The sequence below is a fragment of the Holophagales bacterium genome (assembly GCA_016719485.1).
GTDB lineage: Bacteria > Acidobacteriota > Thermoanaerobaculia > UBA5066 > UBA5066 > UBA5066.
The window spans coordinates 271,515-296,017 of the sequence record JADJZB010000004.1 but is presented as its reverse complement, the minus strand read 5'-3'; the positions used below and the strand labels follow the sequence as shown (position 1 = coordinate 296,017).

Sequence of the window (24,503 nt, the reverse complement as noted above, 5' to 3'; positions counted from 1 at the left end):
CGCCATGTCGACTCGGAAGCTCCTGATCCTGACCGCCGTCTTCCTCGCGCTGCTCGCCTTCGTCGTCTTCTGGGAGCGGCACCAGCCGACCTCGGAAGAGAAGGCGAGGACGCAGAAGCGATTTCTCGACCTCGACGTGAAAGACTTCGAGGGCCTCTCCGTCGAGCGTCCCGACCAGCAGCCGGTGACCCTGGTCAGGAAGGGCGGACGCTGGATCCTCGAGGGGCCGAAGGGGGGCGCCGCCGACGCGGTGACCGCGGACGGACTCGTGTCCGACCTCGCGCGTCTCGACCTTCTCGGCGAGACGCGGTCGAGCTTCGATCCGAAGGAATTCGGGCTCGACGCGCCGAAGGCGAAGGTCACGGTGAAGCTCAAGGACGGCTCCTCGCGGACCATCCTCTTCGGGGAGGCGATCCCGGGCGCCGACGCGACCGCGGCCGTCGAGGGGGGGCGGCTGGGGTCCGTGAAGTTCGCCCCGATCGCCCAGCTGACGAAGCCTTACGACGAGTACCGCTCCAGGAGCCTCGTCGACGTCCCGACGGCCGACGTCACGCGGATCACCGTCGCCAGGGGCCCGAACCGGGTCGTGGCGGTCCGCGACGGATCCGGAGGCTGGAGGCTCGAGCAGCCGGTGAGCGACCTCGCATCCAGGTCCTTCGTCGACCAGCTCCTCGCCGATCTCGCCGGGGTACGCGCCACCGAGTTCCCGGCCGTCGGGCCGGCAGACATGTCACGGATAGGCCTCGCGCCGCCGACGGCCGAAGTCGTCCTCGAGAAGGGGAGCGAGGTCGTCTCCCGGCTCGCCTTCGGAGCCGCGAGGGCGGATGCCGCCGGAAAGCTCTTCGCGAGCCGCGACGGGGTCGTCATGGTCGTCGACGACCGCGCACAGGAGAGTCTCGGCAAGGAGCTCTCGGCCTTTCGCGAGGTGAGGCTCCTCCCTCTCGACCCGTGGCTCGTGAGCCGCGTCGTCTTCGAGAGCGGTGCGCTCCGGGCAGGAGCCGAGAAGATCGAGGGCACGTGGCGTTCGGCCGGGCGCGAGGTCGAGGGCCGGTTCGCGGACGACGTGATCGAGCGGGTTTCCAGGGCCGAGGTCCGCCGGTTCGTGCCGGCAAAGGATCTGGCTTCGATCGGTCTGGCGACGGTTCGCCGAAAGGCGCCGGTCCCGGCGGGCGCGGTGGAGGTCCTCCTCGAGAAGGCGAAGGAGCCGGTCCGGGCGGTCTTCTTCGTCCCGAAGGAGCTCGAACCCGACAAGCTCGTCGCCGTCCAGGTCTCCGGCCGTGGCGATACCCTCGTCGTCGACGCCCTCGTCTGGGACGACCTCCGTTCCCTGGCGAGCCGCCTGAAGACCGCCTCGGCGGCGCAGGCGCCCGAGGCCACGGCCCCGGCGAGCCTTCCCGCGGAGGGACCGGAGGCTCCCCTGAAGGCGCAGCCCCGGTAGGAGCCGCATCGCGGCGACCTTGGCTCGTCAGGCTCCCGGAGGGCGGGAAGAGCCTCCCGCGACCGTCAGGATTTCTGCCCCGGCGACCCGTCGTCCTCGCCGGACCTGGGCGGGCGCGTCGCGACGGAACGGTCGCGTTCGGAGGCCTGCCGCTCGAGTTGCGCGACGCGCGCCTTTCTCTCGAGCTCCTTTCGGTCCTCGACCTTGTCGACCTTCTTCTTCGACGAGCTCAGGAGGGAGCCGGCCGCCAGGACGAGCCGCAGGCCCAGCTGGCCGGTGAACTTCGCCCCCTCGCCCTTCGCTCCGACGAAGCTCGACCCGCCGAGCTTCGCCTCGGAGAAATCGGCGTGGGAGACGTTCGCCCCCTTGAAGAGCGACCCTTCGAGGACTGCACCGACGAGGTTCGAGAAGCGGAAATCGGCTCCGGAGAAGTCGGCTTCCTGACACTCGGCCCCGACGAGGTTCGTCCCGGAGAAATCGGCAGCGGGTGCCATGACCCCCGTCATCCGGGCCCGCTTCAGGTTCGCCCGTCGAAGGGTAGCGCCGTCGAGATGGGCGCGCTGGAAGACGCCGCCCTCGAGGTTCGCCTCGGTCAGGTCGGCGCGGGAGAGGTCCGCCTCCGTGTAGTTCCCTCCGCGCAGGTTCGCGCCGATGCCGATGGCCTCGGTGAGCTTCGCGCCCGTGAAGTTCGGGAACTTCAGCTTCGGCGTCCTGAGGTCGAGCTTCTCGAGGTTCGCCTGTGTCAGGTCCGTCTCCTCGAGGACGGCCCCGAGGAGGATCGAGCGCCTCAGGTCGGCTCCCTTGAAGCAGGCCTTCTTGAGATTGGTGTCGGAGAAATCGGCGGCCTGGGCGATGACCCTCTCGAAGTCCGAGGACGCGAGGTCGGCCCCGCCGAAATCGGCACCCGTGAGGTTGGCGCCCCGGAACGTGATGCGCTGCCCCTTCACTCCCTTGAAGCTCGTACCCGCGAGCTTGGCGTCGCGAAAGAACGCCAGCGTCAGGGTCGACTTGTCGAACCGGCCCCGCTGGTAGGTGACGCCGTCGAAGACGGCCTGCGAGAGGTCGCACTCCTCGAAGACGCAGCCGTCGATGGTGACGCCCCGGAAGTTCGCCGCAACGAGCCGGCCGAAGGAAAAGACGGTACCCGTGAACGTCGTTCCCTCGAGCTTGGCACCCGAGAGGTCGCACGCGGTGAGGTTCGCCTCGCGGACCGAGGCGTTCTTGAGGTTCACCCCCTTGAGGCACGCCCCGACGAGCTGCACCTTGTCGAGCGTCTGGTACTCGAGGTCGGTGTCGGACAGGTCCGCACGAAGGAGGCTCGTGCTGCGAAGGGACGTCCCCAGCAGGTGGGCGCGGGCGAGGCTCGCGCCGTCGAGCTTCGATCCGTCGAGCTTCGAGCGCGAGAGGTCGGCGCCCGAGAGGTCCCGGCCCGAGAGGTCGAGCTCGACGAGGGAGATGTCGGTCAGGTCGGGCGTGATCCCGGGATGCCCGGCACGCCACTGGTTCCAGTCGGGGGACTTCAGCACCTCGAGGTGCTCGGTGCTCGCCATAGCGGGAGAGTCTAACGTCTAGAATCCTTCCATGAGCGCCACAGTTCCCGTCCGCGGGGCCGAGAGGATCCGCCGCGCCCTCCTCGGCTCCTACCCCCTCCTCTACGTCCAGTCGTGGGAAGAGGGCCGCGTCGAGCGGGCCTTGTCGGTTCTCGCCCAGAAGTTCTACGAAAAGCCCGTGGCGTTCGCCGTCTGGACGTGCGTCGACGGCTGGACAGGGCTCCCGGACGCCCCGGCCGACACCCGGGACCCGCTCCGTGCCCTGGACGTCGTCCTCCAGGCGAGCGGCCCCGGTTTCTTCCTGATGAAGGACCTCCCCTCCCTCCTCCAGGACCGGCCCGACGTCGTCCGAAAGCTCCGGGACGCCTACCGGCAGCTCAAGGGAAAAGGGAAGTTCGTCGTCATGGTCTCGCCGCGCCTCCTCCTGCCGGAGGACCTGAACAAGGAAGTCTTCATCGTCGACTACGACCTGCCGGACGAGGCGGAGGTGAGGAACGCGGTCAGCATCCTCGGGAAGAGGTACCTCGGCGAGGGGGGGCTCTCGCCCGTCGATGCCGACCGGGTGGTCACGGTCCTCCGCGGCCAGACGCTCGACGAGCTGGAGCATGTCTTTGCGAAGGTCTTCGCCCGGACACCGAGGTTCGACGAGGCGACCTTCGACGAGCTCCTCGCAGAGAAGGAGCAGGCGTCGCGCAAGGCGGGAGTCCTCGAGTACGTGTCTCCCCGTTTCACGCTCGACGACATCGGCGGGCTCGAGAACCTCAAGGACTGGCTCCGCAAGAGGCAGCACCTCTTCACGAGGGAGGCGGCCGAGGCGGGACTGCCGGTCCCGAAGGGGCTCCTGATGATGGGGATGTCGGGCTGCGGAAAGTCCCTCTCGGTCAAGGCGATCCCGGCCCTCTGGAACCTCCCTCTCTTCCGCCTCGACATGAACCTCGTTTTCGGGACCTCGAATCCGGAGGCGAGCTTCCACAGGGCGCTGAAGACCGTCGAGGGGCTCGCGCCGGCGGTCCTCTGGATCGACGAGATCGAGATGGCCATCACGGGCGGCCGCGAAGCGGGGGGCGGTGACCCGGCCCTCGGCCGGATCTTCTCGACGTTCCTGACCTGGATGCAGGAGAAGGAGGCGCTCGTCTTCGTCGCCGCGACCGCGAACCGGATCCACCTCCTCCCGGCGGAGTTCATCCGAAAGGGGCGGTTCGACCAGGTCTTCTTCCTCGACCTGCCGAACGAAACGGAACGGAAGGCCATCTTCACGGTCCACCTGAAGAAGCAGAACGCCGACCTCGGGCAGTTCGATGCCGTCTTCCTGGCCAAGGCGACGAAGGGTTTCAACGGGGCGGAGATCGAGGCGATGGTCCAGTCGGCGGCGATCGAGGCCTACAACGAGAAGCGAGCGGTCACGGAGAACGACGTGTCGCGGGTGATCACCAACACGGTCGCGCTCTCGCGGACGATGGACGAGCAGATCAAGGCGATCAAGAGCTGGGCCCACAATCGGGCGGTCTCGGCGTCGCGCGACAGCGCGACCTGAGGGCTGCCGGCGGACTTCTCGGGTGTCAGTTCCAGCGGGGGTCGATCTCCCCCCGGCGGAACGGGGAGAGGAGGTCGACGCGCATCTGCAGGCTCCGGACGTGGTCGAGGACCCAGGCGTACCGGTCTCCGAGGGCGTCCATGCCGAGCAGGGCGTAGCGGTCGTCCGAGCCGAGGCCGAGGCGGCTGGCGGCCTCGTTGACGAGCCCCTCGTCGGAGAGGCTCCCCGGAAGGTGGCGCGCCTCCGTCCGGCCGACCGAGACGGCGAGCCGCTCCACGGCCAGGGCGAGGAGCTTCCTGAGGTCGCGTCGTCCCGGGCCTCCCTCCCGTCCCTGCGGGAGGGGCTGGATCGGCGCCTCTTCGACCTCCGCGAGGCGGTAGACCCGGCCCGGTCTCTCCCTCCCGAGGCGGTATCTGAAAGCGCCGCGCAGGACGATGTTCGAGCGACCGTCCGGAAGCGCCTCGTGCTCGACGATCTCCCCGGCGCAGCCGAACGGAAGAAGCGCCGGCGCGCCATCGGGCAGCGGCGGGGCCTGGGGGTCGAGCGTGTGGAGCCCGATCAGGCGTTCACCGGCCAGGGCGTGGGCGAGCATCGTCCGGTAGCGGGGCTCGAAGACGTGGAACGGAAGGTGGGTCTGCGGGAGGAGCACGGCGTCGAGGGGGAAGAGGGGGAGAAGGCGCATCACGGCTTCGCTTCCGGGGGACCGGCGGCTGCGAGCGTCAGGGCGTGGTCGACGACGGCGTCGATCTCCGCGGGGGTCAGCCGGCCCGCGAAGGGGGGCATCGTGCTGGCCGGGTCGCCATCGGCCACGAGCCGGCGGAGGGAATCCCTGTCGGGGCCGTGCTTCCAGCGGCCGTCGGTCAGGTCGGCGAACGGGCGCCCTTCGGCGAAGCGGGTTCGGCCGGCGCCGTCGGGGCCGTGACAGGCCGAGCACTTCTTCCGCCAGAGCCGGGCGCCGGGGACGGGCTCGGGCGCGCAGGCGGGGAGGACGCCCGTCGACAGGACGATCGAGAGAGAGGCCATCCGGAGCGCGTTCCTCATGCTATCTTTTCGGCCATGGCGAACAAGGACGACCGTTACAGCGACAACGCTCCCGGAAAGTTCTACGTCGATACGCAGTGCATCGACTGTGACGTCTGCCGGGTGACCGCTCCGAACAACTTCGGCCGGGAGGAAGAGAAGGGTTACTCCTTCGTGACCAAGCAGGCCGAGACGCCCGAAGAAGAGGCGCAGTGCCAGGAGGCCATGGACTCCTGCCCGGTCGAGGCGATCGGGAACGACGGGGAGTAGCGCCGCCCATCTTCAGAGCGGGGCGGCGGCTTCGCCGCCCCCTTCGGCGCCGAGCGCCGCCCGGGCGTGGTAGCTCGAGCGGACGAGCGGGCCTGCTTCCACCACGGCGAATCCCATGGACAGCCCCTCTTCGCGCAGTCCCGCGAACTCTGCCGGCGTCCACCAACGTTCCACGGGCAGCCTCCTGGCGTGCGGCTGAAGGTACTGTCCGATGGTGAGGACGTCGGTCCCCGCGGCCCGGATGCCGCGCATGGTCTCGAGCACCTCGTCGAGCGTTTCCCCGAGCCCCACCATGATCCCGCTCTTGACGCGCATCGAAGGAACGCGCCCGTCGCGCCACGAAGCGGCGCGGGCGAGGAGCTCGAGCGACCGCTCGTAGACGGCGTCGGGCCGGACCCGGCGGTAGAGGCGCGGCACCGTCTCGGTGTTGTGGTTCAGGACTTCGGGCGCCGCCGCCAGGACCGTCTCGAGTGCCGCGGCGTTCCCCAGGAAATCGGGGACCAGGACTTCCACCGTCACGCCGGGGTTCAGCTCCCGGACGGCGCGGATCGTCGCGGCGAAATGGGCCGCACCGCCGTCGGGGAGCTCGTCGCGGTTCACCGACGTGATGACGGCGTGTCGCACGCCGAGCTCCCGGACGGCCTCGGCGACGTGCCGCGGCTCCTGGGGGTCGAGAGCGCGGCCGATGCCCTGAGTGACCGCGCAGAACCCGCAGCGCCGGGTGCAGACGTCGCCCATGAGCATGAACGTCGCCGTCCGCTCGCGTCCCCAGCACTCGAAGATGTTGGGGCACTGCGCTTCCTGGCAGACCGTGTTGAGGTGCTTGCGCTTCACGAGATCGAGGATGCCGCGGGTGTCGTCGTTGTCGACGAGCCGCACCTTCAGCCAGTCGGGGCGGGGGGTCTCCCCGTAGACGGGCCGTTCCGGGCTCGGGACGAATCGGGGAAGAGGCAGGTCGCTCACGCGGGCGGAGTGTAGCCTCCGGTACCCACGCCCCGAAGACGCCCCGGGCCTCCTCGGGGGAATCGAGAGGAGCGGAACGTGAACGGCGCATCGGAACCGGACCCGGGACGGAAGTCCGCGATGCCCGTCGGGAGGGTCGCCCTCTCGGCCGAAGTGAAGCAGGCGCTTGCCGACGGGCGGCCCGTCGTGGCGCTCGAGTCGACGATTCTCTGCCACGGCCTGCCGTTCCCGTCGAACCTGGAGACCCACAGGGCTGCGGAAGAGGCCGTGCGCCGGGAGGGCGCGGTCCCGGCTCTCGTCGCCGTCGTCGAAGGGCGCGCGCGCGCGGGTTTCTCCGGCCCCGAGGCAGAGAGCCTCGCGCGGGCGGGGCGCACGGTGACGAAGGCGACGACGCGTGACCTCGGGCTCCTCGCCGCGCGGCGCCAGAGCGGCGCGACGACGGTCGCTGCGACGATGTCCATCGCCGCGGCCGCCGGAATCCGCGTCTTCGCCACGGGAGGCATCGGAGGGGTCCACCGCGGCGCCAGGGACACCTTCGACGTTTCGGCCGATCTCCTCGAGCTATCCCGCACGCGCGTCGTCGTCGTCGCGTCGGGAGCCAAGGCGGTCCTCGACCTTCCGAAGACTCTCGAGGCCCTGGAGACGCTCGGCGTGCCGGTCTACGGATTCGCTACGGCGGACTTTCCGGCGTTCTGGGTCCGTGGTTCGGGGCTCCCTCTCGAGGCCTGCTGCGAGGACGCCGGAGACGTCGCCCGGGCCGTTCTCGCGCACTGGGCCTGGCCCTCGGCGGGTGGCGTCCTCGTCGCGAACCCGGTCCCGGTGGAGGCGGCGCTCGCGAGGGAGGACGTCGACGAGGCGATCGATCGGAGCCTCCGGGCGGCGCAGGCGGCCGGAATCGCCGGGAAGGCTGTGACTCCCTTTCTGCTCGCGCGCCTCGCAGAGGAGACGGGTGGGAGGACTCTCGTGGCGAACCGGGCGCTCGTCGTCTCGAACGCCGCCGTGGCGGCACGGATTTCAGCGGCCCTCTCCGAGGCGGGACCCGTCACCTGACTCGACCCGTGTCGGTTCGAGACCGGGGCGGAAGAGCCCCGGACAGGCCAGCTGGTAAAGTCAAGGGTTTTCCAGGCGGCCCCCGCCGCCGAGACGACCCTGCCGAGGTGACCGCATGAGCACGGAGACGACCGCCGCCCCGCTGACTGCCGCCGAGGAGAGGATCGCCCGGGCGAAGGACGAGTGGCGACGCCGGGTCGCCGAGGCCTTCGGGAAGCGGCCCGCCTGGAAGCGGGACTTCACCACGGTCTCCTCGGCCGACGTGAATCCCCTCGCGACCCCCGACGACGTCGTCGGCCTCGACTACGAGAGGGACCTCGGCTTCCCGGGCGAGTTCCCGTACACGCGGGGCGTCCAGCCGACGATGTACCGGGGCAGGGCCTGGACGATCCGGCAGTTCGCAGGCTTCGGGTCGGCGCGCCAGACGAACGAGCGCTTCAAGGTCCTCCTCTCGCACGGGCAGACGGGCCTCTCGACCGCCTTCCACCTCCCGACGCTCTACGGCTACGACTCCGACCACGAGATGTCGGCCGGCGAGGTGGGCAAGTGCGGCGTCGCCATCGACACGCTCCGCGACTTCGAGGCGCTCTTCGATGGGATCGACCTCGGCGCGGTGACGACGTCGATGACGATCAACTCCACGGCGCCGATCGCCCTCGCGATGTACCTCGCCGTCGCCGAGAAGCAGGGAACCCCCTGGTCGAAAGTGGGGGGGACGCTCCAGAACGACATCCTGAAGGAGTACATCGCGCAGAAGGAGTTCATCTTCCCGCCGCGGCCGTCGATGCGGCTCGTGACGGACCAGTTCTCGTTCTGCGCCAGGCACGTCCCGAAGTGGAACACCGTCTCCATCTCCGGCTACCACATCCGCGAGGCGGGCTCGACGGCCCTGCAGGAGCTCGCGTTCACGCTCCGCGACGGGATGGAGTACGTGAAGTACGGCGTCGACGCCGGCCTCTCGGTCGACGAGTTCGCGCCGCGCCTGTCGTTCTTCTTCAACGCGCACAACGACTTCTTCGAGGAGATCGCGAAGTTCCGCGCGGCACGGCGGGTCTGGGCGAAGGTCATGAGGGACCGGTACGGCGCGAAGAACCCGGAGTCGTGGAAGCTGCGCTTCCACTCGCAGACGGCCGGCGTCTCCCTCACCGCGCAGCAGCCCTACAACAACGTCGCGCGCATCGCGGTCCAGGCGCTCGCCGCCGTTCTCGGCGGCACGCAGTCGCTCCACACGAACGCTCTCGACGAGACGCTCGCCCTCCCGACCGAGTTCGCCGCCAAGGTCGCGGTGCGGACGCAGCAGATCCTGATGCACGAGACGGGCGTCGCGCACACGATCGATCCGCTCGGCGGCTCGTATTTCGTGGAGCAGGCGACGAACCGGATGGAGGAAGGCGCCTTCGACTACTTCCGGAAGATCGACGCCTACGGCGGTATGGTCGAGGCGATCGAGGCAGGCTTCCCGCAGAAGGAGATCATGGACGCCGCCTACCGTTTCCAGCGGGGGCTGGATTCCGGGGACAAGGTGATGGTCGGCGTGAACGCCTTCACCGAAGAGGTCCCGGAAGACCGCGTCGCAACGCTCGAGATTTCCGAGCAGACGGCGGCCGAGCAGGTGGCGCAGCTGAACGAGGTGCGTAGGACGCGGGACGGCAAGGCGGTCCTCTCGACGCTCCACGCCCTCCGAGAGGCGTGCCGGAACGGCGCGAACGTCATGCCACCTCTCGTCGAGGCGGTCAAAGCCTACGCGACGGTCGGGGAGATCTCCGACGTGATGCGGGAGGTCTTCGACACGTGGAACGAACCTGCGATTTTCTGAGGGCTTCAGCGGACACTTGGGGGTCCGGGGGGCGCGCGAAGCTCAGCCCCCCGGAGAGGCCTGCGATCTTCTAGTGGGCGAGCCGTGGTTCCCGCACCGTTCCCTTAGTGGCCCCGGAATTGCTACCCTCCGCTCCGGCATGAGTTTTCGTCCCGCTGTCGTCGTCCTCGCGCTCGCGGCCCTCGCCGCGCCGCTCCACGCCGTCCCACCGGTCCGTTCCGAGGCGCTCGGTCCGGTCGAGTCCGCGCGCCGCGACGCGGTCGAGAGATTCCTCCGAGCCCGGCTCTTCGCCGCGGAGGGCGAGTTCCAGGAGGCCCTCAAGGAGTTCCGGCGCGCCGTGGAGCTCGACCCCGAGGACGGGCACCTGAGAAGAGAGTACGCCGAGGCTCTTCGGGACTTCGGCATCCTGCCGGAAGCCGAGCAGCAGGCCCGGAAGGCGGTCGAGCTCGTCCCCGAGAGCGCGGCCGCACACAGGGTTCTTGGGCAGATCCTCCTTTCGAAGGCGCGCGACAAGGAAGGGATCGAGGCCGCGCTCCCAGCCCTGAAGAGAGCGAACGACCTGCAGCCGGCGGAGCCTTCTGGCGCCCTCGCGCTGGGGCAGGCCTATCTCAGGATCGATCGAAACGTGGAGGCGGCGGCCGTCTTCTCGCGGGTCCAGGACCGCCCACGTGGCCCGATCCTGCCTCTGCTCTACGGTGAAGCCCTCGAGAAGAGCGGGAAGCCGGAGGAGGCCGAGGAGGTCTACCAGGGCGTGCTGCGCCAGGACGAAGGGAATCGCGGCGCCACGCTCGGACTCCTGCGCGTCTACCAGACGACGCGGAAGTTCGACAAGGCGCTCCCGCTCCTGGCGGAGCTCGTGGTGGACCAGCCCGGAAACCTCGGACTCAAGGCCCAGTACGGGTTCGCGCTCCTTCGTGCCCGCCGCCTCGACGAGGCGGAGAAGATGTTCAAGGAGGTCCTCGAGGCCGACCCCGACAACCGGGATGCCCTCAGGCACTACTCCTCACTCCTCTCGGAACGGCTCGAGACGGCGCGCGCCGACGAGCTGCTCAAGAAGCTCCAGGGGCTGGAACCCGACGATGCCGACGTCTCCTTCCGCCGGGCGCTGAACTTCCTCGAAGCACGCCGGCTGGACGAGGCGGAGACGGTCCTGGGTGACCTGCGGACGACCCTCGTGGCGCAGAAGGCGCCGGCGGCGGGGGTCGCGTCCGTGGACGGCCAGCTGGGGTATGTCGCGCTGCTGAAGAAGGACTGGGCGCGGGCGAGGGCCGCGGTGAGGCCGCACCTCTTCGACGAGGACGGATCGGTCAACCTGCAGGCGCTGAACCTGCTGACCCAGGTCGCGCGCGAGGCCGAGGAGCCCGCCGAAGGTCTGAAGGTCTGCCGCGAGGCCTCGGCGAAGGAGCCGAAAGAGCTGGCAGTGCGGTCCCTCCTCGCGGAGTTCCTGCTCCGCTCGGAGAAGGAGAAGGAGCGGGCGGAAGGCGGGGAGATCCTCGTGGCGCTCGCGAAGGAGGGGCGGCCGGGCATCCTCGCGGCGGCAGACGTCTGGCAGCGCCTCGAGAACTACGGGCGTGCGGCCGAGGTGGCCTCCGCGGGTCTCGTGCAGTTCCCCGACGACCCCGATCTCCTCTTCCGCAAGGCGGCGTCGCTCGAGCGCGAGAAGAAGATCCCCGAGTCCATCGCGGCCTTCGAGAGGCTCATCGAGCTGAAGCCCGACCACGGCGCGGCGCTCAATTACCTCGGCTACATGTTCGCCGACCGCAACGAGAACCTCGAGAGAGCGCTCGATCTCGTGACGCGGGCCGTCGCCCTCGAGCCGTCGAATGCGGCGTACCTCGACTCGCTCGGGTGGATCTGCTTCCGGATGGGCAACCTCGACGAGGCCGAGAGGCACCTCCTCCTGGCGAAGAAGCTCTCTCCCGACGACCCGACGATCGAGGATCACCTCGGGGACCTGGAAGAGAAGCGCGGAGACCTCTCGAAAGCGCGTGAGCGCTGGTCCCGGGCGCTGGCGCTCGAGCCGGAGGACGGCGGGGCGGCCATTCGCGCCAAGCTCGAGAGGGCCGCCGCCGCCGCGAAGGCCCCGTGAGGCTGCCGGCCGCGTTCACCGCGGCCGCGCTTCTGGCCACCGTCTCGTGCCGGACCGCGGGGCCGGTCGCGCTTCCGGCGGACACCGCACTCTCGGCGAGCGCGTTCGCGACCGTCCTCGCCATCCGCGACGAGGCGTGGGGGCCTCGCCGGTTCAAGGCGCTCTTTCGGGGAGAGATCTCTTCGAACGGGGGCCTGTCCATTCGGGGCTACCTCGCGCTCTTCTGGGATGGTGAGACGCTCACGTGGAGCGCGTCCGTCCCCCTGGCCGGGTCGCCCAGGTCCGGAACCATCCGGAGATCGGGCGAGGGAGATACGGGTCAGCTCTTCCCGGGGCGACTCGCCGCGACGGACGTCCTCGCCGCGCTCTTCGGAGTCCCCGAAGAGCTGCCCTCGGCAGTCGGAGCTCTGGTCAAGGGCGATCGGGTGGAGCTGAAGCTGCCGTCGGGAGAAGGGCGGGCCGTCCTCGTCTCGAGGCCCGGGGGCGTGACGGGGCTCTCCCTCCCGGGCGACGTGCGCGTCGAGATCTCTCCCGGCGCAGGTGTCCCGAGGCGGATCGAGGTCCGGGGGCCCGAGGGCAGGGCCTTGCTGACGCTCGAAAGCTACGGTGCGTGGCCGGAGGGCGAGGAGGTTCCGAAGGGATGAGGCTCGTCGCGGAGGCGTTCGCGAAAGTGAACCGGTCGCTCGTCGTCCTCGGGAAGAGGCCGGACGGGTACCACGAGCTCGACACGGTCTTTCAGGCCGTCGGCCTGACCGACCGGCTCACGTTCGAGAGAAGCGACCTCCTGACGCTCGACGTCGACGACCCGTCGATACCGTCCGGGTCGGAGAACCTCGTCCTGCGCGCGGCGCGCGCGCTCGCGGAGGCGGTCGGGTCCCGGCCGAAGGCAGCCATAACGCTCGAGAAGCGGATCCCGTCCGGCGGGGGTCTCGGGGGCGGGAGCTCCGACGCCGCCGTCACGCTCCTCGGGCTCTCGGCCCTGTGGGAGCTCGACCTGCCCCTCGACCTGCTCACCGAGGTGGGAGCCCGGCTCGGTTCCGACGTTCCCTTCTTCCTCCACGGCGGGACGGCGCGGGGACTCGGACGTGGAGAGCGGATCGAGCCGCTCTCCGACTTTCCGCCGCAGGCCGTGGTCCTCGTGATGCCTCCTTTTCCGGTCTCCACGCCGGCCGTTTTCGGTCGGCTCGGGGCGCGGGCCTGGGACGGGCTCGGGGGCGGGGTCTTCGAGGATGGTGACGACCCCGACCGCAACGATCTCGAGCCGGCGGCCGAGGCTCTCTTCCCGGCGCTGCGCGACGTGAGAGACGCTCTCGGAAGGGCCGGGGCAGCCCGGGCCCGCCTCTCCGGGAGCGGCTCGACGGTGTTCGGTCTCTTTCCCGACGTCGCCACGGCCGCCGAAGCCGCGCGAGGGCTCGAAGGGCTCCCCGCGGGCTCGGTGATCCGCGTCGTCCCGACGCTGACGCGCGAGGAAAGCCGCGCCCGGAGCGCACCCCGCAGGTCAGAGTAATATCCCGCCCCGTGCTGGGGAGTCGACAAGTGGTAAGTCAGCGGTCTTTGGAACCGCCTATCGGAGGTTCGAATCCTCCCTCCCCAGCCAGGATGAGAGAGCCATGACGCTGAGGGTTCCTTACGGAGAGCTGAAGGTCTTCGGAGGCCGGGCCCACCCGTCGCTGACCGGTGAGATCTGCCGGGCGCTGGGACGGGAAGCGGGGCGGGTGACGCTCTACAACTTCTCGGACGGCGAGAACTACTGCCAGATCGAGGAGAACGTCCGCGGGGCCGACGTCTTCGTCGTCCAGCCGACGTGCCCGCCGGTGAACGCGAACCTGATGGAGCTCCTCATCATGCTCGACGCGTTCAAGCGGTCCTCGGCGTCGCGGGTGACGGCCGTCCTGCCGTACTACGGCTACGCCCGGCAGGACCGCAAGGACAAGCCCCGCGTCCCGATCACCGCCAAGCTCGTCGCCGACCTCCTGACCTCCGCCGGGGCCGATCGCGTCCTCGCCGTCGACCTCCACGCGGCGCAGATCCAGGGCTACTTCGACATCCCGGTCGACCACCTCTTCGCGTCGGCCGTCCTCCTCGACGCCATCCGGGACGCCAAGCTCGACCCGCTCACGGTCGTCTCCCCCGACGCCGGGGGCGTCGAGCGGGCCCGCGCCTTCGCCAAGCGCCTCGGGGTCTCCCTCGCCATCGTCGACAAGCGGCGGAAGGCCAAGAACGAGGTCGAGGTCATGAACGTCATCGGCGACGTGAAAGGCCAGAACGTCCTGATCGTCGACGACATCATCGACACCGCCGGGACCCTCATCAACACCGTGGCCGCGCTGAAAGAGGCCGGTGCCGAGCGGGTCTTCTCGGGCTGCGTTCACGCCGTCCTCTCGGGCCCCGCGATCGACCGCCTGAACGCCAGCTCCATCGAGCGGGTCTTCTGCTCGAATTCGCTCCCGATCGACGAGAAGGTGGCCCGCTGCCCGGTCCTGACGCCCCTGTCGATCGGTCCGCTCCTGGGCGAGGCGATTCACAGGATCCACGAGGGGACCTCGGTCTCGTCGCTCTTCGTCTGAGCTTTCCGGGGGACCCGGTCCGCCCCCGGGCCCCTCGGCGGAGAGGTCGCGCCGGGGCGCGCCCCCGGACCCCCGCCGCGAAATGGCGATTCGGGCCGCTCGTGTAGAATCCTCGGCTCTGCGTCGGACCGGACGCCCGGGCACTGCCGGACCGTCCGCCCGAAGAAAGGAACACCCCATGCTCCAGGAAAACGTCATCATCGAGGTCGAGCGCCGGAGCGAGACGGGCAAGAACGCCTGCAACCGGCTGCGCGAGAAGGACCTCATCCCGGCCGTTCTCTACGGCGGGGGAGCCGGCATGGAGTCAATGCCGCTCAGCGTTCCCCGGAAGTCGCTCCTCGGCCTCTTCCGCAAGGGGATCCACCAGAACGTCGTCTTTCTCCTCCAGCTCAAGGGGACGGAAGAGAAGCGGCACGTCATGGTGCGTGACGTCACCCTCAGCCCGCTCCGGCGCGAGCTCATCCACGTCGACTTCCTCCGGATCCTTCTCGACAAGAAGATGAAGATGAAGGTCGGCGTCGAGGCGGTCGGGATCGCCGCCGGGGTCAAGCTCGGCGGGACCCTCGACGTCGTCACCCGCGAGCTCGAGATCGAGTGCCTTCCGGCCGACATCCCCGCGTCGATCCCGGTCGACGTCTCCGCCCTCGGGGCTGGCGACGTGCTCCGGGTGGCCGACCTGAACCTCGGCGACAAGCTCCGGGTCCTCGGCGACACGGACCGGGTCCTGGCGCACGTCGTCATGCCGCGCGCCGAGGTGGCGGAAGGTGCCGAGGCTGCCGCTGCAACGGCCGAGCCCGAGGTCGCGAAGAAGGGCAAGAAGGAAGAGGAAGGGGCCAAGGGCGCCGCACCGAAGGCTGGTGCCGCGAAGGCGGCCGCTCCTGCGGCCGGCGCTCCGAAGGCCGCGGAGAAGAAGGGGAAGAAGTAGGCTTGTCCGAGGTCGCCCTCGTCGTGGGGCTCGGCAATCCGGGCGACCGGTACGTCGGGACGCGCCACAACGTCGGCTTCGAGGTGCTGGACGCGCTCGTCCGGCGCCTCGCCGCCGATCCGGCCCGTCCGACGCGCGTCGACCGCCTCGACTGCCGGGCGTTGACAGGGCGCCTGAGAATCGGCGACACGCCGGTCCTCCTCGCCAAGCCTCAGACGTACATGAACCTCTCGGGAGAATCGGTCAAGGGCCTGCTCGTGAAGCACGCCGTCCCGCGGGAGCGGATGCTCGTCGTCTCCGACGACGTGGCCCTGCCCGTGGGCCGGATGCGGATTCGCCCGTCCGGCTCTTCGGGAGGGCAGAAGGGGCTCCAGAACGTCATCGACTGCCTCGGCACGGACGACTTCCCGCGCCTGAGGATCGGCGTCGCCGGAGACCGGTTCCGTCCCGGCGAGGATCTCGCCGATTACGTCCTGGACCGCTTCTCCAAGCCCGAGCGCGCCGCACTCGGGCCCGTCGTGGACACCGCCTGCGAGGCGATCGAGACCTTCGTCGCGGAAGGGATCGACGCCGCCATGAACCGCTACAACCGCCCGTCGGAGATCGTCCCGGCAGGCTGAATAAACCCTTGGCTCGGCCGATGGGCCGCGCCTCGCGGGCTTGCCCCGCGATCCGCAAGGAGGAATCGTGACCGAAACCCCGAAACGTCTCTACGACCTGGTCTTCCTGATCGTCCCGGAGAAGGACGAGCAGGGGGCCGCCGAGGTCGTCGAGGAGTACCGCAAGCTCCTGACGGACCTCGGTGCCATCATCGACAAGGACGAGTCGATTGGCCGCCGCCGCCTCGCCTACCAGATCAACAAGAAGACCGAGGCGACGTACCACAACTTCCTCTTCCGGGCCGGCTCGAAGGCGGTCAACGAGCTGCAGCGGAAGATGAAGCTCTCGGAGAACGTCCTTCGCTACCTCACGGTCCGGATCGACGAGGAGATGCGCCACGGGCAGAAGATCGCCCGTCGCGTGAAGGCGCGTCCGTCGCGGGCCCTTCCGGCGTCGCCCGAGTCCGCTCCGGCCCCGGCGCCGGTCTCCGCGGCCGTCGAAACCGTCCCGGCACCGGAGGTCGCACCCGCCGCCGAGCCCGCTGCCGCTTCCGCGCCCGTCCCGGCACCCGAAGTCGCTGCGGCCCCCGAGGCCGCTGCCGACGCGCCGGTCCAGCCCGAGAGCTGATCGAGAAAAGGAAGAACGATGGCTGCTCCGTCCGGTCCCGCCCGCCGTCCCGCGAAGAAGAAGTTCTTCGTCCGCAGGAAGCGCGTCTGCAAGTTCACCGTCGAGAAGATCGGCTACATCGATTTCAAGGACGTCAAGCTCCTCCAGAGCTTCGTCCCCGAGCGGGCCAAGATCCTCCCGCGCCGCATCAGCGGGACCTCGGCCTTCTACCAGCGCAAGCTCGCCACCGCGATCAAGCGCGCGCGCTACCTGGCGTTCCTGCCCTACGTCGCCGACTAGCGAGACCCCGTCCGGCTCCGCCCCTCCGGCTCCGCGCCGGAGGGGCTTGCCGTTTCTGGCCCCGCCGCTGGCGGGGCTGGCTGCGGCCCTCGCGGCGGTCCTGCCGCCGGTGGCCCCGTACCTTCTCCCCGCCGCCGCGGCCCGGCTGGCACGAGCCGGGCGCGAGATGAAGAGCCCCGCTGCGGCCTTCCCGCTCGCCGCGGCCGTCCTCCCTTTCGCCACGGCCTTCGGCCTTCTCGGAGGCGGGACCGGTGCGATCCTCGCGGCCACCTGTGCTCTCGCCTTCGTCGCCCTGCCGGCCCTCGGCCTCGTCGCCGGGGCGACGGAGAATCGGCGGCGCGAGGAGCTCGTCTGGCTCTCGGCGGCCCTTTCCGGCGTGGGGGCCCTCGGCGCGATCCTCGCCGTCACGCTCGTGGAGGGGGTCGACCCGGGAACGCTCCTCGCCCGGAAGTTCGACATACTCCGGCCCGAGCTGATCGCGTTCTACCGGAATGCGGGCTGGACCGAAGAGACCCTCGCCGCGACGGGATCGGCCTTCGACCGGATGCGCGACCTCGTCGCCTGGTACCTTCCCGGCCTCGTTCTGGCCTGCTGCGCGATCCACGCGGCGCTCCTCGTCTACGCCTTCGGGCGCCGGGCGGGACTCGAAGAGGCGCCACTGGCGCCGGGCTCGTTCGCCACGTTCCGGACGCCCCTGGCGGCCGCGGCGGCGTTCATTCCGGCAGGCGCGCTCGCCGCCCTGGCCGATGGGCTGGCGGCGCGGGCTGCGGTGACGCTCCTGATTCCTCTGGGCGTCTTGTTTTTCCTCCGTGGGATGGCGATAATCCGCGCTCTGCTCGACAGGGGGCGTGTCGGCCTCCTGATCCGAGCACCGGTGTACGTTCTCGCCGTCCAGATGCCGATACCGGTCCTCGTGGCCATCGGTGGGCTCCTCGACGAGTTCCTCGACTTTCGGGGGAGGATTCCCCGGAGAGAAGACGGACAAGAGAGCGACGGCGGGTCCGGAAGAAGGGAGTAAGCGGAACATGTCCGACGTGAAAGTGATCCTGACCGATGAGGTGCGCGGCCTCGGCAATCGAGGCGAAGTCGTCTCGGTGGCCGCCGGGTACGCCCGCAACTTCCTCCTTCCCAAGGAGCTCGCCTACCTCGCCACGCCGGGGAACGTGAAGCGTCTGGAGCAGGAGAAGAAGCGGTACGACGTCTCCCAGGCGAAGGAGAAGGACCAGGCTGCGACCGTCGCGAAGGCGTTCGAGGGTCTGACCGTCACCGTTCGCAAGAAGGCGGGCGAGCACGACGCGATCTACGGCTCCGTCACGGCTTCCGAGCTGGCCGAGGCGCTGGCGGCGAAGGGGATCACCGTCGATCGCCGGCGTATCGACCTCGAGGAGCCGATCAAGCGCCTCGGAACGCACACGGTCCACGTCCGCCTGCACCGCGAGGTCGTCGCGACCCTCAACGTCGAAGTCGTCGCGGCGTAACGCCGTTCCCGGCAGCTGCCGGTTTTCGAAGGCCCCGCGCGTGCGGGGCCTTCGTGTTCCCGGTGCCCGCCGACGGACGAACGGTTCTCCCGTGAAAGAGACCGGCGGGGGTCAGCCCGGCGGCCTGCCGCTCGCGGACGTTCCCGGCATCTGCGGCGGACGCGCTCCGTCCGCGGGTCGCGGCGCGTCGTCAACCTTGACGTCCGGCCCGCTCGGCTCGCCCCTTTTCGGCGCGTAGACCGCCTTCTGGAGGTACTGGGGAAGCGTCGCGACGGCGTGGGGCCGGTCGCCGCAGAGCTCGGTCGGCTGCGTTCCGTTCGAGAAAGCGCCGAGGACGACCTTCGAGCAGGACGGGGTCGCGCGGTAGCCGGTCGCCAGGTCGAACGGGACGAAGACGACCCCCTGCGGGACGTCGAAGTCGTCGGACGGCGTCAGGATCCCGGCGTCCTTCATCCGCGCGACGATCCCCATCCAGATCGGCAGGGCGGTGTCGCCGCCGGTCGATTTTGCCCCGAGGCTCTTCTTGGCGTCGTGCCCGACCCAGACACCGATCGTGTGCTTCGGCGTGACGCCGATGAACCACGCGTCCGTGTGGTCGTTCGTCGTCCCGGTCTTCCCGGCGATGCGCAGGCCGAGAGACTTCGCCCGAGCCGCGGTGCCCCTCTCCGTGACGCCTTCGAGCATCTTCAGCAACACGTAGGACGGCGCCGGGGCGGCCGCCTCCTTCGGGTCGGGCGGGTTCTCCTCGAGGAGGACCCCGTCGGCGTCCCGGACCCTCTCGACGAGCCGGGGCGGGTAGAGGAGCCCCTGGTTGGCGAGGACCGAGTAGGCGGCCGTCATCTCCATCGGGGTCACTTCGAACGACCCGAGCGCGAGCGACGGGTAGGCGAGGAGGTTCTGGCGGATGCCGAGGCGCCGGGCGGTCTCGATCACCTTGCGCGTCCCGACCAGGAGGTCGACGCGGACCGCCGGGACGTTGATCGAGTTCTCGAGGGCGTGCTGGTACGTGAGGATCCCGCCGTACTTCCGGGTGTAGTTCTGCGGCTGCCAGGGAGCCTGGCGCGGGTCGATCGTGATCGAGATGGGCGAGTCGAGGACGGTGTCGGCGGGGGTGAAGCCCGCCTCGATGGCCGTCATGTACACGATGGGTTTGAATGCGGATCCGACCTGGCGGAGCGCCTGGACGGCCCGGTTGAACTTCGAACGGGAGAAATCGTACCCGCCGACCAGGGCGCGGACGGCGCCCGTGCCGTTCTCGAGGACGACGACGGCGCCCTCGACGGCCGGCTCCTGCGAGACGATCGTCTCTTCCTTGCCGCCGTCGTCCACCAGGCGCTCGACGAGGATCAGGTCTCCGCGGCGCACGGCCTTCGCCGGGCTCTCGGTGCGGGTGAAGCGGAACGCCCTCGGAGGAAGAGTGATCCGGCGGTCCTTCACGCGCACCTCGGCTCCGGACCTCGTCGACGACAGGACGACGGCGCGCTGCGCGCTCTGCCCGTCGCCCGGTCCGACCGCCTCCTCCCATTCCGGATCGTGGTACCTCTCGGGGTCGATCCCGTCGTCGACGAGGTTGCGGGGCTTGCGGAAGCCGAAGCGCCGCTCCTGCCTCCGGAGGCCCCGCCGGAGCTCCTCCTCGGCCCACGCCTGCAGGCGCGGGTCGAGCGTCGAGTCGACGCGAAGCCCCTGCCGGTAGAGTCCCCGGTCGCCGTAGGTCTTCTCGAGGTACTGCCGGACCTCCTCGCAGAAGTAGGGGCCGATCGTCGCTTCGCGCGCGGAACGGGAGAGGGCCAGCGGGGCCTCGCGCGCGGATGCGGCGGTCGGGACGTCGATGTATTTCTCCTCCAGCATCCGGCGGAGGACCAGGTCTCGGCGAGCCTTCGCGGCCGAGGGGTTCCGGATGGGCGAGAAGGCCTCGGGACGCTGGATGAGGCCCGCGAGGAGAGCGGCCTGCGGGAGCGTGAGGTCCTTCGCCGGCCGGTTGAAGAACCACTTCGAGGCGGCCTCGACGCCGTAGTTGCCGTGACCGAGGTAGACCTGGTTGAGGTACATCGTCAGGATCTGGTCCTTCGAGAACCGCTTCTCGATCTCGACCGTGAGGAAGACCTCGTTGATCTTCCGGGCGAACGACTTCTCCGGCGTCAGGAAGACCAGCTTCGCGAGCTGCTGCGTGATGGTGGAGGCGCCCTGCTCGAGGCTGCGGGTGGCGAGGTCGCGCAGCGCGGCCCCGCCGATCCGGATGATGTCGACGCCGCCGTGGTCGTAGAAGCGCGCGTCCTCGGCCGCGAGGACCGCCTTCACGAGGACGTCGGGGATCTGCCCCCGCGACACGAGGAACCGGCGCTCGATCGCGAAGCGGGCGACGATCGTGCCGTCGGCGCCGCGGATCTCCGTGACGATGTCGGGGCGGTAGCTCGCGAGCTGCTCCACCTTCGGGACGCGGATGAGCTGCGAGGCCGCCCAGCCCGCGCCGATCCCGAGCCCCGCCGCGAGGAGGACCGGGAGAAAGAGGACGAGGATCGCGGCGGCGCGGCGGCCGATCACGGAGGTATTCTCACACGCGGTCCGGCCCCGTCCCCGGCGGCGGGCGGGACCGGGAGGAGAGAGCATGAGCAGCGTGGCACCGCCCCCGATCGCCCCCGGCGAAGGTCTCCCTCCGCCCTCCGGGACGAAGGACCCCGAGTCGCGGGGCTGCATGAAGTGGGGTCTCGTCGGCTGCGCGGTCCTCTCTCTCGTCGCCATCGCCGGGATGGTCCTGTTCCTGCGCCGGGCGCCGCAGCTGATGGAGACCCTCCTCGGGGCGACCCAGACGCAGGTGGTCTCCGCGATCGCCCCGGAGGTGCCGGCGGCGGACCGGGACGCGTTTCAAAGGGAGTACGCGGCGTTCGTCGCCGCGGCCAAGGCCGGAAAGGCGAAGCCGGAGGGGATTCACGCGGTGCAGAAGAAGATCGTCGGGGCGCTGGAGGACGGCAGCGTGAACGCGGAGGAGCTCCAGGCCATCACCGAGGCGCTGCGCGCGATGCCGAAGACGTGAGCCGGTTCGAGGTCATCTCCGACCTGACGCCGCAGGGAGACCAGCCCGCGGCGATCGAGGCCCTCGTCCGCGGTTTCCGCGAGGAGAAGGAGCACCAGGTCCTCCTCGGCGTCACCGGGTCGGGGAAGACGTTCACGATGGCCAAGGTCGTCGAGGCGCTCGACCGGCCCGCGCTCGTCCTGTCGCACAACAAGACCCTCGCCGCCCAGCTCTACCAGGAGTTCAAGCGGTTCTTCCCGAAGAACCGGGTCGAGTACTTCGTCTCCTACTACGACTACTACCAGCCCGAGGCGTACATCGCGCAGTCGGACACGTTCATCGAGAAGGAAACGCAGATCAACGAGGAGATCGACAAGCTCCGGATCGCGGCCACGGCCGCGCTCTTCGAGCGGCGCGACGTCATCATCGTCGCCTCGGTCTCGTGCATCTACGGCCTCGGCAGCCCGGAGTCGTTCGGCAAGATGTCGATCGAGCTGAAGACCGGCGCGCGCTACGGGCTGACGTGGTACCTCAAGCGCCTCGTCGAGGCGCAGTACGAGCGGTCGCACCTCGACCTCGACCGCGGGACGTTCCGCGTGAGGGGCGACGTCCTCGAGATCCACCCGTCGTACGAGGACACCGGGATCCGCGTCGAGTTCTTCGGCGACGAGATCGAGAAGGTCTCCCGCGTCGACCTCCTGACGGGGAAGGTCCTCGAGGGGCTGGGAGAGTTCGCCCTCTACCCGAAGTCGCACTACGTCACGCCCCAGGAGGTCCGCGAGCGGGCGCTCGGGTCGATCGAGGCCGAGCTCGTCGTCCGGCTCGAGGAGCTCACGGCGCAGAAGAAGCTCCTCGAGGCGCAGCGCCTCGAGCAGCGGACGCGGTTCGACCTCGAGATGATCCGGGAGATCGGCTACTGCTCCGGCATCGAGAACTACTCCCGACACCTCTCGGGCCGCGCACCCGGGGAGCCGCCGCCGACCCTCCTCGACTACTTCCCGGCCGACTACCTGACGATCATCGACGAGAGCCACCAGACGCTCCCGCAGGTGCGGGCGATGTACCACGGCGACCGCTCCCGCAAGGAGACGCTCGTCGAGTACGGCTTCCGCCTCCCCTCGGCCCTCGACAACCGGCCGCTGAAGTTCGAGGAGTGGCTCGAGCGCGTCGGGCAGCGGCTCTACGTGTCGGCCACGCCGGCGCCCTACGAGCTGGAGCAGGCGGGCGGCGAGGTCGTGGAGCAGGTCATCCGCCCGACGGGCCTCGTCGACCCCGCGTCGAGGTGAGGCCCGTGAAGGGGCAGGTCGACGATCTCCTCGGCCGCGTCCGCGAGCGGGCGGCGAAGGGGGAGCGGACGCTCGTCTCGACCCTGACGAAGCGGATGGCCGAGGACCTGACGAACTACTTCCTCGAGCTCGGCGTGCGGACCCGCTACCTCCACTCCGACGTCGAGACGCTCGAGCGGGTCCAGATCATCGGAGACCTGCGGCGCGGCGTCTTCGACGCCCTCGTCGGCATCAACCTCCTGCGCGAGGGCCTCGACCTGCCCGAGGTCTCGCTCGTCGCGATCCTCGACGCCGACAAGGAAGGGTTCCTGAGGTCGGAGACGTCGCTCATCCAGACGTCCGGACGGGCGGCGCGGAACCTCAACGGCCTCGTCGTCTTCTACGCCGACAAGGTCACCGACTCGATGCGCCGGGCGATGGACGAGATGACCCGGCGGCGCGCGACCCAGGAGGCGTACAACCTGGAGCACGGGATCGTCCCGGAGTCGATCGTCAAGGCGATCGACTCGCCGCTCCTCCGGATGTCGAACCTCGACTACGGCGGCGTCCCGGCCCTGGGCGGCGCACGGCGCGATGCTCTCCTGGACGACCGGTCGATCGAGGAGGAGATCGGCTCACTGACGAAGAAGATGAAGGAAGCGGCGCGGGAGCTGGAGTTCGAGACGGCCGGGCAGCTGCGCGACCGGATCCGCGAGCTCAGGGGGATGCAGGTCTTTCGCTGAGGTGCGGGAGCCTCAGAGCTTCGCGATCCTGGCGGCCATCACGGACCCGTCCCGGACCAGGAGCCCTTCCACGCGGACCCTGTCGCCCACCGTCGGCTCTCCGACAACCAGGGTGAGGCGCGAGACGGTCACCGTCGTCTCGCCGACGAGCCAGGTGGAGGTCGCGGCCCCCGTCGTTCCCTCCCGGGCGACGCGATAGAGGATGCCCTCGAATGCGACCGCTCTCGGAACGGCGGGAGCGAGCGCCGCCTTCGCGATCACGAGAGCCAGGTGCGACCCGTCGGCCTGCATCTGGGCCAGGACGCCGACCTGGTCGCCGACCTTCGGGTCGCCGACGATCCTCGTCTTCCCGCTCACCGCGAAGAGCCGGTCCGGTCCGTCCCCCGCCGTCGGCCCGACCGTCCACGAGGTCGTGCCGATCGCCTTGACCATTCCCTCGTACCGCTCCGTCTGGACCGTCGGCGGCGGGACGAACCCCGCGATCAGGAGCGCGAGGACCGAACCGTCGGGCATCTGCCGGGCGAGGACGTCGACCTGGTCACCGACCTTCGGGCCGCCGGCGAACTTCGTCTCGGCGTCGACCTTCACGACGGTTTTCGTGCCGTCCTTGAGGACGAGCGTCCAGGAGTCGGTACCGATCGATTCGACGAGGCCGTGGATGCGGGTGGTCGGGAGCGGGCTCGGCGCCAGCGTCATGACGCGGGCCGCCACGAGGACTCCCGAGTCGGCCATCGCGCCGACGAGAACGAGGTCCCCCACGCGCACGTCTTCGAGGCCGGATCGTCCAGCGCCCTCCCTGGGCCCGCCGAAGACGGTCCGGTCGGTCACGTGCGCCGTGAACCCCAGGACGGTCAGGGTCCGGGCGGCCAGGTCGACCGCATCGACCTTTCCCGTCAGCGTCAGGTCGGTCCGTTGGGCCAGAACGACGACGCTCTTGGCCTTCAGCATCCCGACGGCCGGCTCGACGAAAGCGACGAGCCTGTGCCCGATCGCGAGGTCGGCGGTCGTTCCGACCGTGCCGTCCGAGAACCGGACGGTCGCGCCGGTCGCGTCGAAAGAGACGAGGCCGTCGAGGAGCGTGACGATCGGGCCACCACCGACGATCGGGATGTTGATGGACGTGACGGTCCCCTCGATCGCCGACGAGGGCGGGCCTTCGGGCGCCGGCGCCGTGCGGACTCCTGCAGCGGCCGGGAAGGCCATGAGAAGGAAGAGAGCGGAAATGGCGAGGACGGAACGGCAGGGCTTCATGTGATGCCTCTCTTCTTCGCGGGGCGAG

22 protein-coding genes, 1 tRNA gene and 1 pseudogene are annotated in these 24,503 nt (G+C 69.8%); 18 read left to right on the top strand and 6 right to left on the bottom strand.

Annotated elements, in window-relative coordinates:
- Positions 1-4 precede the first annotated feature (4 nt).
- On the top strand, positions 5-1,438 hold the full coding sequence (locus IPN03_04300; GenBank protein MBK9372950.1) for a DUF4340 domain-containing protein: 1,434 nt from the start codon (positions 5-7) through the stop codon (positions 1,436-1,438).
- A gap of 65 nt (positions 1,439-1,503) precedes the next feature.
- On the opposite strand, the gene IPN03_04295 is transcribed toward IPN03_04300, so the two are convergent.
- Positions 1,504-2,988, bottom strand: coding sequence for a pentapeptide repeat-containing protein (locus IPN03_04295; GenBank protein ID MBK9372949.1), 1,485 nt, complete (start codon positions 2,986-2,988; stop codon positions 1,504-1,506).
- 31 nt (positions 2,989-3,019) lie between these two features.
- Between IPN03_04295 and IPN03_04290 the strand changes: the two genes are divergently transcribed.
- Positions 3,020-4,522, top strand: a complete 1,503-nt coding sequence (locus IPN03_04290; GenBank protein ID MBK9372948.1) for an AAA family ATPase — start codon at positions 3,020-3,022, stop codon at positions 4,520-4,522.
- Between the two features lie 25 nt (positions 4,523-4,547).
- Here the strand turns inward: IPN03_04290 and IPN03_04285 are convergent, their stop codons facing one another.
- Positions 4,548-5,204, bottom strand: coding sequence for an LON peptidase substrate-binding domain-containing protein (locus IPN03_04285; protein MBK9372947.1), 657 nt, complete (start codon positions 5,202-5,204; stop codon positions 4,548-4,550).
- The gene (locus IPN03_04280; GenBank protein MBK9372946.1) at positions 5,204-5,563 is read right to left on the bottom strand and encodes a cytochrome c; all 360 of its coding nucleotides are present in this window, start codon (positions 5,561-5,563) and stop codon (positions 5,204-5,206) included. The genes IPN03_04285 and IPN03_04280 overlap by 1 nt, the downstream gene beginning before the upstream one ends.
- Positions 5,564-5,578: 15 nt before the next feature.
- Between IPN03_04280 and IPN03_04275 the strand changes: the two genes are divergently transcribed.
- Positions 5,579-5,812, top strand: a complete 234-nt coding sequence (locus IPN03_04275; GenBank protein MBK9372945.1) for a ferredoxin — start codon at positions 5,579-5,581, stop codon at positions 5,810-5,812.
- Between the two features lie 12 nt (positions 5,813-5,824).
- Here IPN03_04275 and lipA read toward each other — a convergent pair whose 3' ends face one another.
- Positions 5,825-6,766, bottom strand: coding sequence for a lipoyl synthase (gene lipA / locus IPN03_04270; GenBank protein ID MBK9372944.1), 942 nt, complete (start codon positions 6,764-6,766; stop codon positions 5,825-5,827).
- A 129-nt stretch (positions 6,767-6,895) separates the two neighbouring features.
- Between lipA and IPN03_04265 the strand changes: the two genes are divergently transcribed.
- The 13 genes from IPN03_04265 to IPN03_04205 all read left to right on the top strand — a co-directional run bounded on the left by IPN03_04265 (position 6,896) and on the right by IPN03_04205 (position 18,206).
- Positions 6,896-7,825 (top strand): pseudouridine-5'-phosphate glycosidase, encoded by a 930-nt coding sequence (locus IPN03_04265; protein MBK9372943.1) that lies wholly within the window; start codon positions 6,896-6,898, stop codon positions 7,823-7,825.
- 115 nt (positions 7,826-7,940) lie between these two features.
- Positions 7,941-9,641, top strand: a complete 1,701-nt coding sequence (locus IPN03_04260; GenBank protein MBK9372942.1) for a methylmalonyl-CoA mutase family protein — start codon at positions 7,941-7,943, stop codon at positions 9,639-9,641.
- Positions 9,642-9,780: 139 nt separating this feature from the next.
- A complete protein-coding gene (locus tag IPN03_04255) occupies positions 9,781-11,730 on the top strand; it encodes a tetratricopeptide repeat protein (GenBank protein ID MBK9372941.1) in 1,950 nt (649 codons plus the stop codon).
- Positions 11,727-12,374: a hypothetical protein gene (locus tag IPN03_04250; GenBank protein ID MBK9372940.1), complete on the top strand. Its 648-nt coding sequence runs from the start codon at positions 11,727-11,729 to the stop codon at positions 12,372-12,374. The genes IPN03_04255 and IPN03_04250 overlap by 4 nt, the downstream gene beginning before the upstream one ends.
- Complete coding sequence (locus tag IPN03_04245) at positions 12,371-13,237, top strand: 4-(cytidine 5'-diphospho)-2-C-methyl-D-erythritol kinase (GenBank protein MBK9372939.1); 867 nt, start codon at positions 12,371-12,373, stop codon at positions 13,235-13,237. Before IPN03_04250 ends, IPN03_04245 begins: the two co-directional genes overlap by 4 nt.
- A gap of 15 nt (positions 13,238-13,252) precedes the next feature.
- A tRNA-Gln gene (locus IPN03_04240) sits at positions 13,253-13,327 on the top strand.
- A gap of 13 nt (positions 13,328-13,340) precedes the next feature.
- Complete coding sequence (locus IPN03_04235) at positions 13,341-14,297, top strand: ribose-phosphate pyrophosphokinase (GenBank protein ID MBK9372938.1); 957 nt, start codon at positions 13,341-13,343, stop codon at positions 14,295-14,297.
- A 178-nt stretch (positions 14,298-14,475) separates the two neighbouring features.
- Complete coding sequence (locus IPN03_04230; GenBank protein MBK9372937.1) at positions 14,476-15,222, top strand: 50S ribosomal protein L25; 747 nt, start codon at positions 14,476-14,478, stop codon at positions 15,220-15,222.
- A 2-nt stretch (positions 15,223-15,224) separates the two neighbouring features.
- Positions 15,225-15,842, top strand: a complete 618-nt coding sequence (locus IPN03_04225; GenBank protein ID MBK9372936.1) for an aminoacyl-tRNA hydrolase — start codon at positions 15,225-15,227, stop codon at positions 15,840-15,842.
- A 67-nt stretch (positions 15,843-15,909) separates the two neighbouring features.
- Complete coding sequence (gene rpsF, locus IPN03_04220) at positions 15,910-16,449, top strand: 30S ribosomal protein S6 (GenBank protein ID MBK9372935.1); 540 nt, start codon at positions 15,910-15,912, stop codon at positions 16,447-16,449.
- 18 nt (positions 16,450-16,467) lie between these two features.
- Positions 16,468-16,728, top strand: coding sequence for a 30S ribosomal protein S18 (locus IPN03_04215; protein ID MBK9372934.1), 261 nt, complete (start codon positions 16,468-16,470; stop codon positions 16,726-16,728).
- A gap of 46 nt (positions 16,729-16,774) precedes the next feature.
- Positions 16,775-17,746, top strand: a complete 972-nt coding sequence (locus IPN03_04210; protein MBK9372933.1) for a DUF2232 domain-containing protein — start codon at positions 16,775-16,777, stop codon at positions 17,744-17,746.
- A gap of 16 nt (positions 17,747-17,762) precedes the next feature.
- Complete coding sequence (locus tag IPN03_04205; protein ID MBK9372932.1) at positions 17,763-18,206, top strand: 50S ribosomal protein L9; 444 nt, start codon at positions 17,763-17,765, stop codon at positions 18,204-18,206.
- A 111-nt stretch (positions 18,207-18,317) separates the two neighbouring features.
- On the opposite strand, the gene IPN03_04200 is transcribed toward IPN03_04205, so the two are convergent.
- Complete coding sequence (locus tag IPN03_04200) at positions 18,318-20,747, bottom strand: PBP1A family penicillin-binding protein (protein ID MBK9372931.1); 2,430 nt, start codon at positions 20,745-20,747, stop codon at positions 18,318-18,320.
- 64 nt (positions 20,748-20,811) lie between these two features.
- On the opposite strand from IPN03_04200, the gene IPN03_04195 reads away from it, so the two are divergent.
- Together IPN03_04195 and uvrB are read left to right on the top strand one after the other, a co-directional pair.
- Positions 20,812-21,237, top strand: coding sequence for a hypothetical protein (locus IPN03_04195; protein MBK9372930.1), 426 nt, complete (start codon positions 20,812-20,814; stop codon positions 21,235-21,237).
- Positions 21,234-23,224: pseudogene (uvrB, locus tag IPN03_04190) on the top strand (excinuclease ABC subunit UvrB). Before IPN03_04195 ends, uvrB begins: the two are co-directional and overlap by 4 nt.
- A 12-nt stretch (positions 23,225-23,236) precedes the next feature.
- On the opposite strand, the gene IPN03_04185 reads toward uvrB, so the two are convergent.
- A complete protein-coding gene (locus IPN03_04185) occupies positions 23,237-24,475 on the bottom strand; it encodes a hypothetical protein (GenBank protein MBK9372929.1) in 1,239 nt (412 codons plus the stop codon).
- Positions 24,476-24,503: the final 28 nt, after the last annotated feature.

What these genes read in the sequence shown, in the direction of transcription:
- IPN03_04300 (MBK9372950.1), top strand. Translation starts at nt 5, where the DNA reads ATGTCGACTCGGAAGCTCCTGATCCTGACCGCCGTCTTCCTCGCGCTG.
- IPN03_04230 (MBK9372937.1), top strand. Translation starts at nt 14,476, where the DNA reads ATGCTCCAGGAAAACGTCATCATCGAGGTCGAGCGCCGGAGCGAGACG.
- IPN03_04265 (MBK9372943.1), top strand. Translation starts at nt 6,896, where the DNA reads ATGCCCGTCGGGAGGGTCGCCCTCTCGGCCGAAGTGAAGCAGGCGCTT.
- IPN03_04275 (MBK9372945.1), top strand. Translation starts at nt 5,579, where the DNA reads ATGGCGAACAAGGACGACCGTTACAGCGACAACGCTCCCGGAAAGTTC.
- IPN03_04195 (MBK9372930.1), top strand. Translation starts at nt 20,812, where the DNA reads ATGAGCAGCGTGGCACCGCCCCCGATCGCCCCCGGCGAAGGTCTCCCT.
- IPN03_04260 (MBK9372942.1), top strand. Translation starts at nt 7,941, where the DNA reads ATGAGCACGGAGACGACCGCCGCCCCGCTGACTGCCGCCGAGGAGAGG.
- IPN03_04285 (MBK9372947.1), bottom strand. Translation starts at nt 5,204, where the DNA reads ATGCGCCTTCTCCCCCTCTTCCCCCTCGACGCCGTGCTCCTCCCGCAG.
- IPN03_04290 (MBK9372948.1), top strand. Translation starts at nt 3,020, where the DNA reads ATGAGCGCCACAGTTCCCGTCCGCGGGGCCGAGAGGATCCGCCGCGCC.
- IPN03_04280 (MBK9372946.1), bottom strand. Translation starts at nt 5,563, where the DNA reads ATGAGGAACGCGCTCCGGATGGCCTCTCTCTCGATCGTCCTGTCGACG.
- IPN03_04185 (MBK9372929.1), bottom strand. Translation starts at nt 24,475, where the DNA reads ATGAAGCCCTGCCGTTCCGTCCTCGCCATTTCCGCTCTCTTCCTTCTC.
- IPN03_04215 (MBK9372934.1), top strand. Translation starts at nt 16,468, where the DNA reads ATGGCTGCTCCGTCCGGTCCCGCCCGCCGTCCCGCGAAGAAGAAGTTC.
- IPN03_04295 (MBK9372949.1), bottom strand. Translation starts at nt 2,988, where the DNA reads ATGGCGAGCACCGAGCACCTCGAGGTGCTGAAGTCCCCCGACTGGAAC.
- IPN03_04245 (MBK9372939.1), top strand. Translation starts at nt 12,371, where the DNA reads ATGAGGCTCGTCGCGGAGGCGTTCGCGAAAGTGAACCGGTCGCTCGTC.
- IPN03_04255 (MBK9372941.1), top strand. Translation starts at nt 9,781, where the DNA reads ATGAGTTTTCGTCCCGCTGTCGTCGTCCTCGCGCTCGCGGCCCTCGCC.
- IPN03_04235 (MBK9372938.1), top strand. Translation starts at nt 13,341, where the DNA reads ATGACGCTGAGGGTTCCTTACGGAGAGCTGAAGGTCTTCGGAGGCCGG.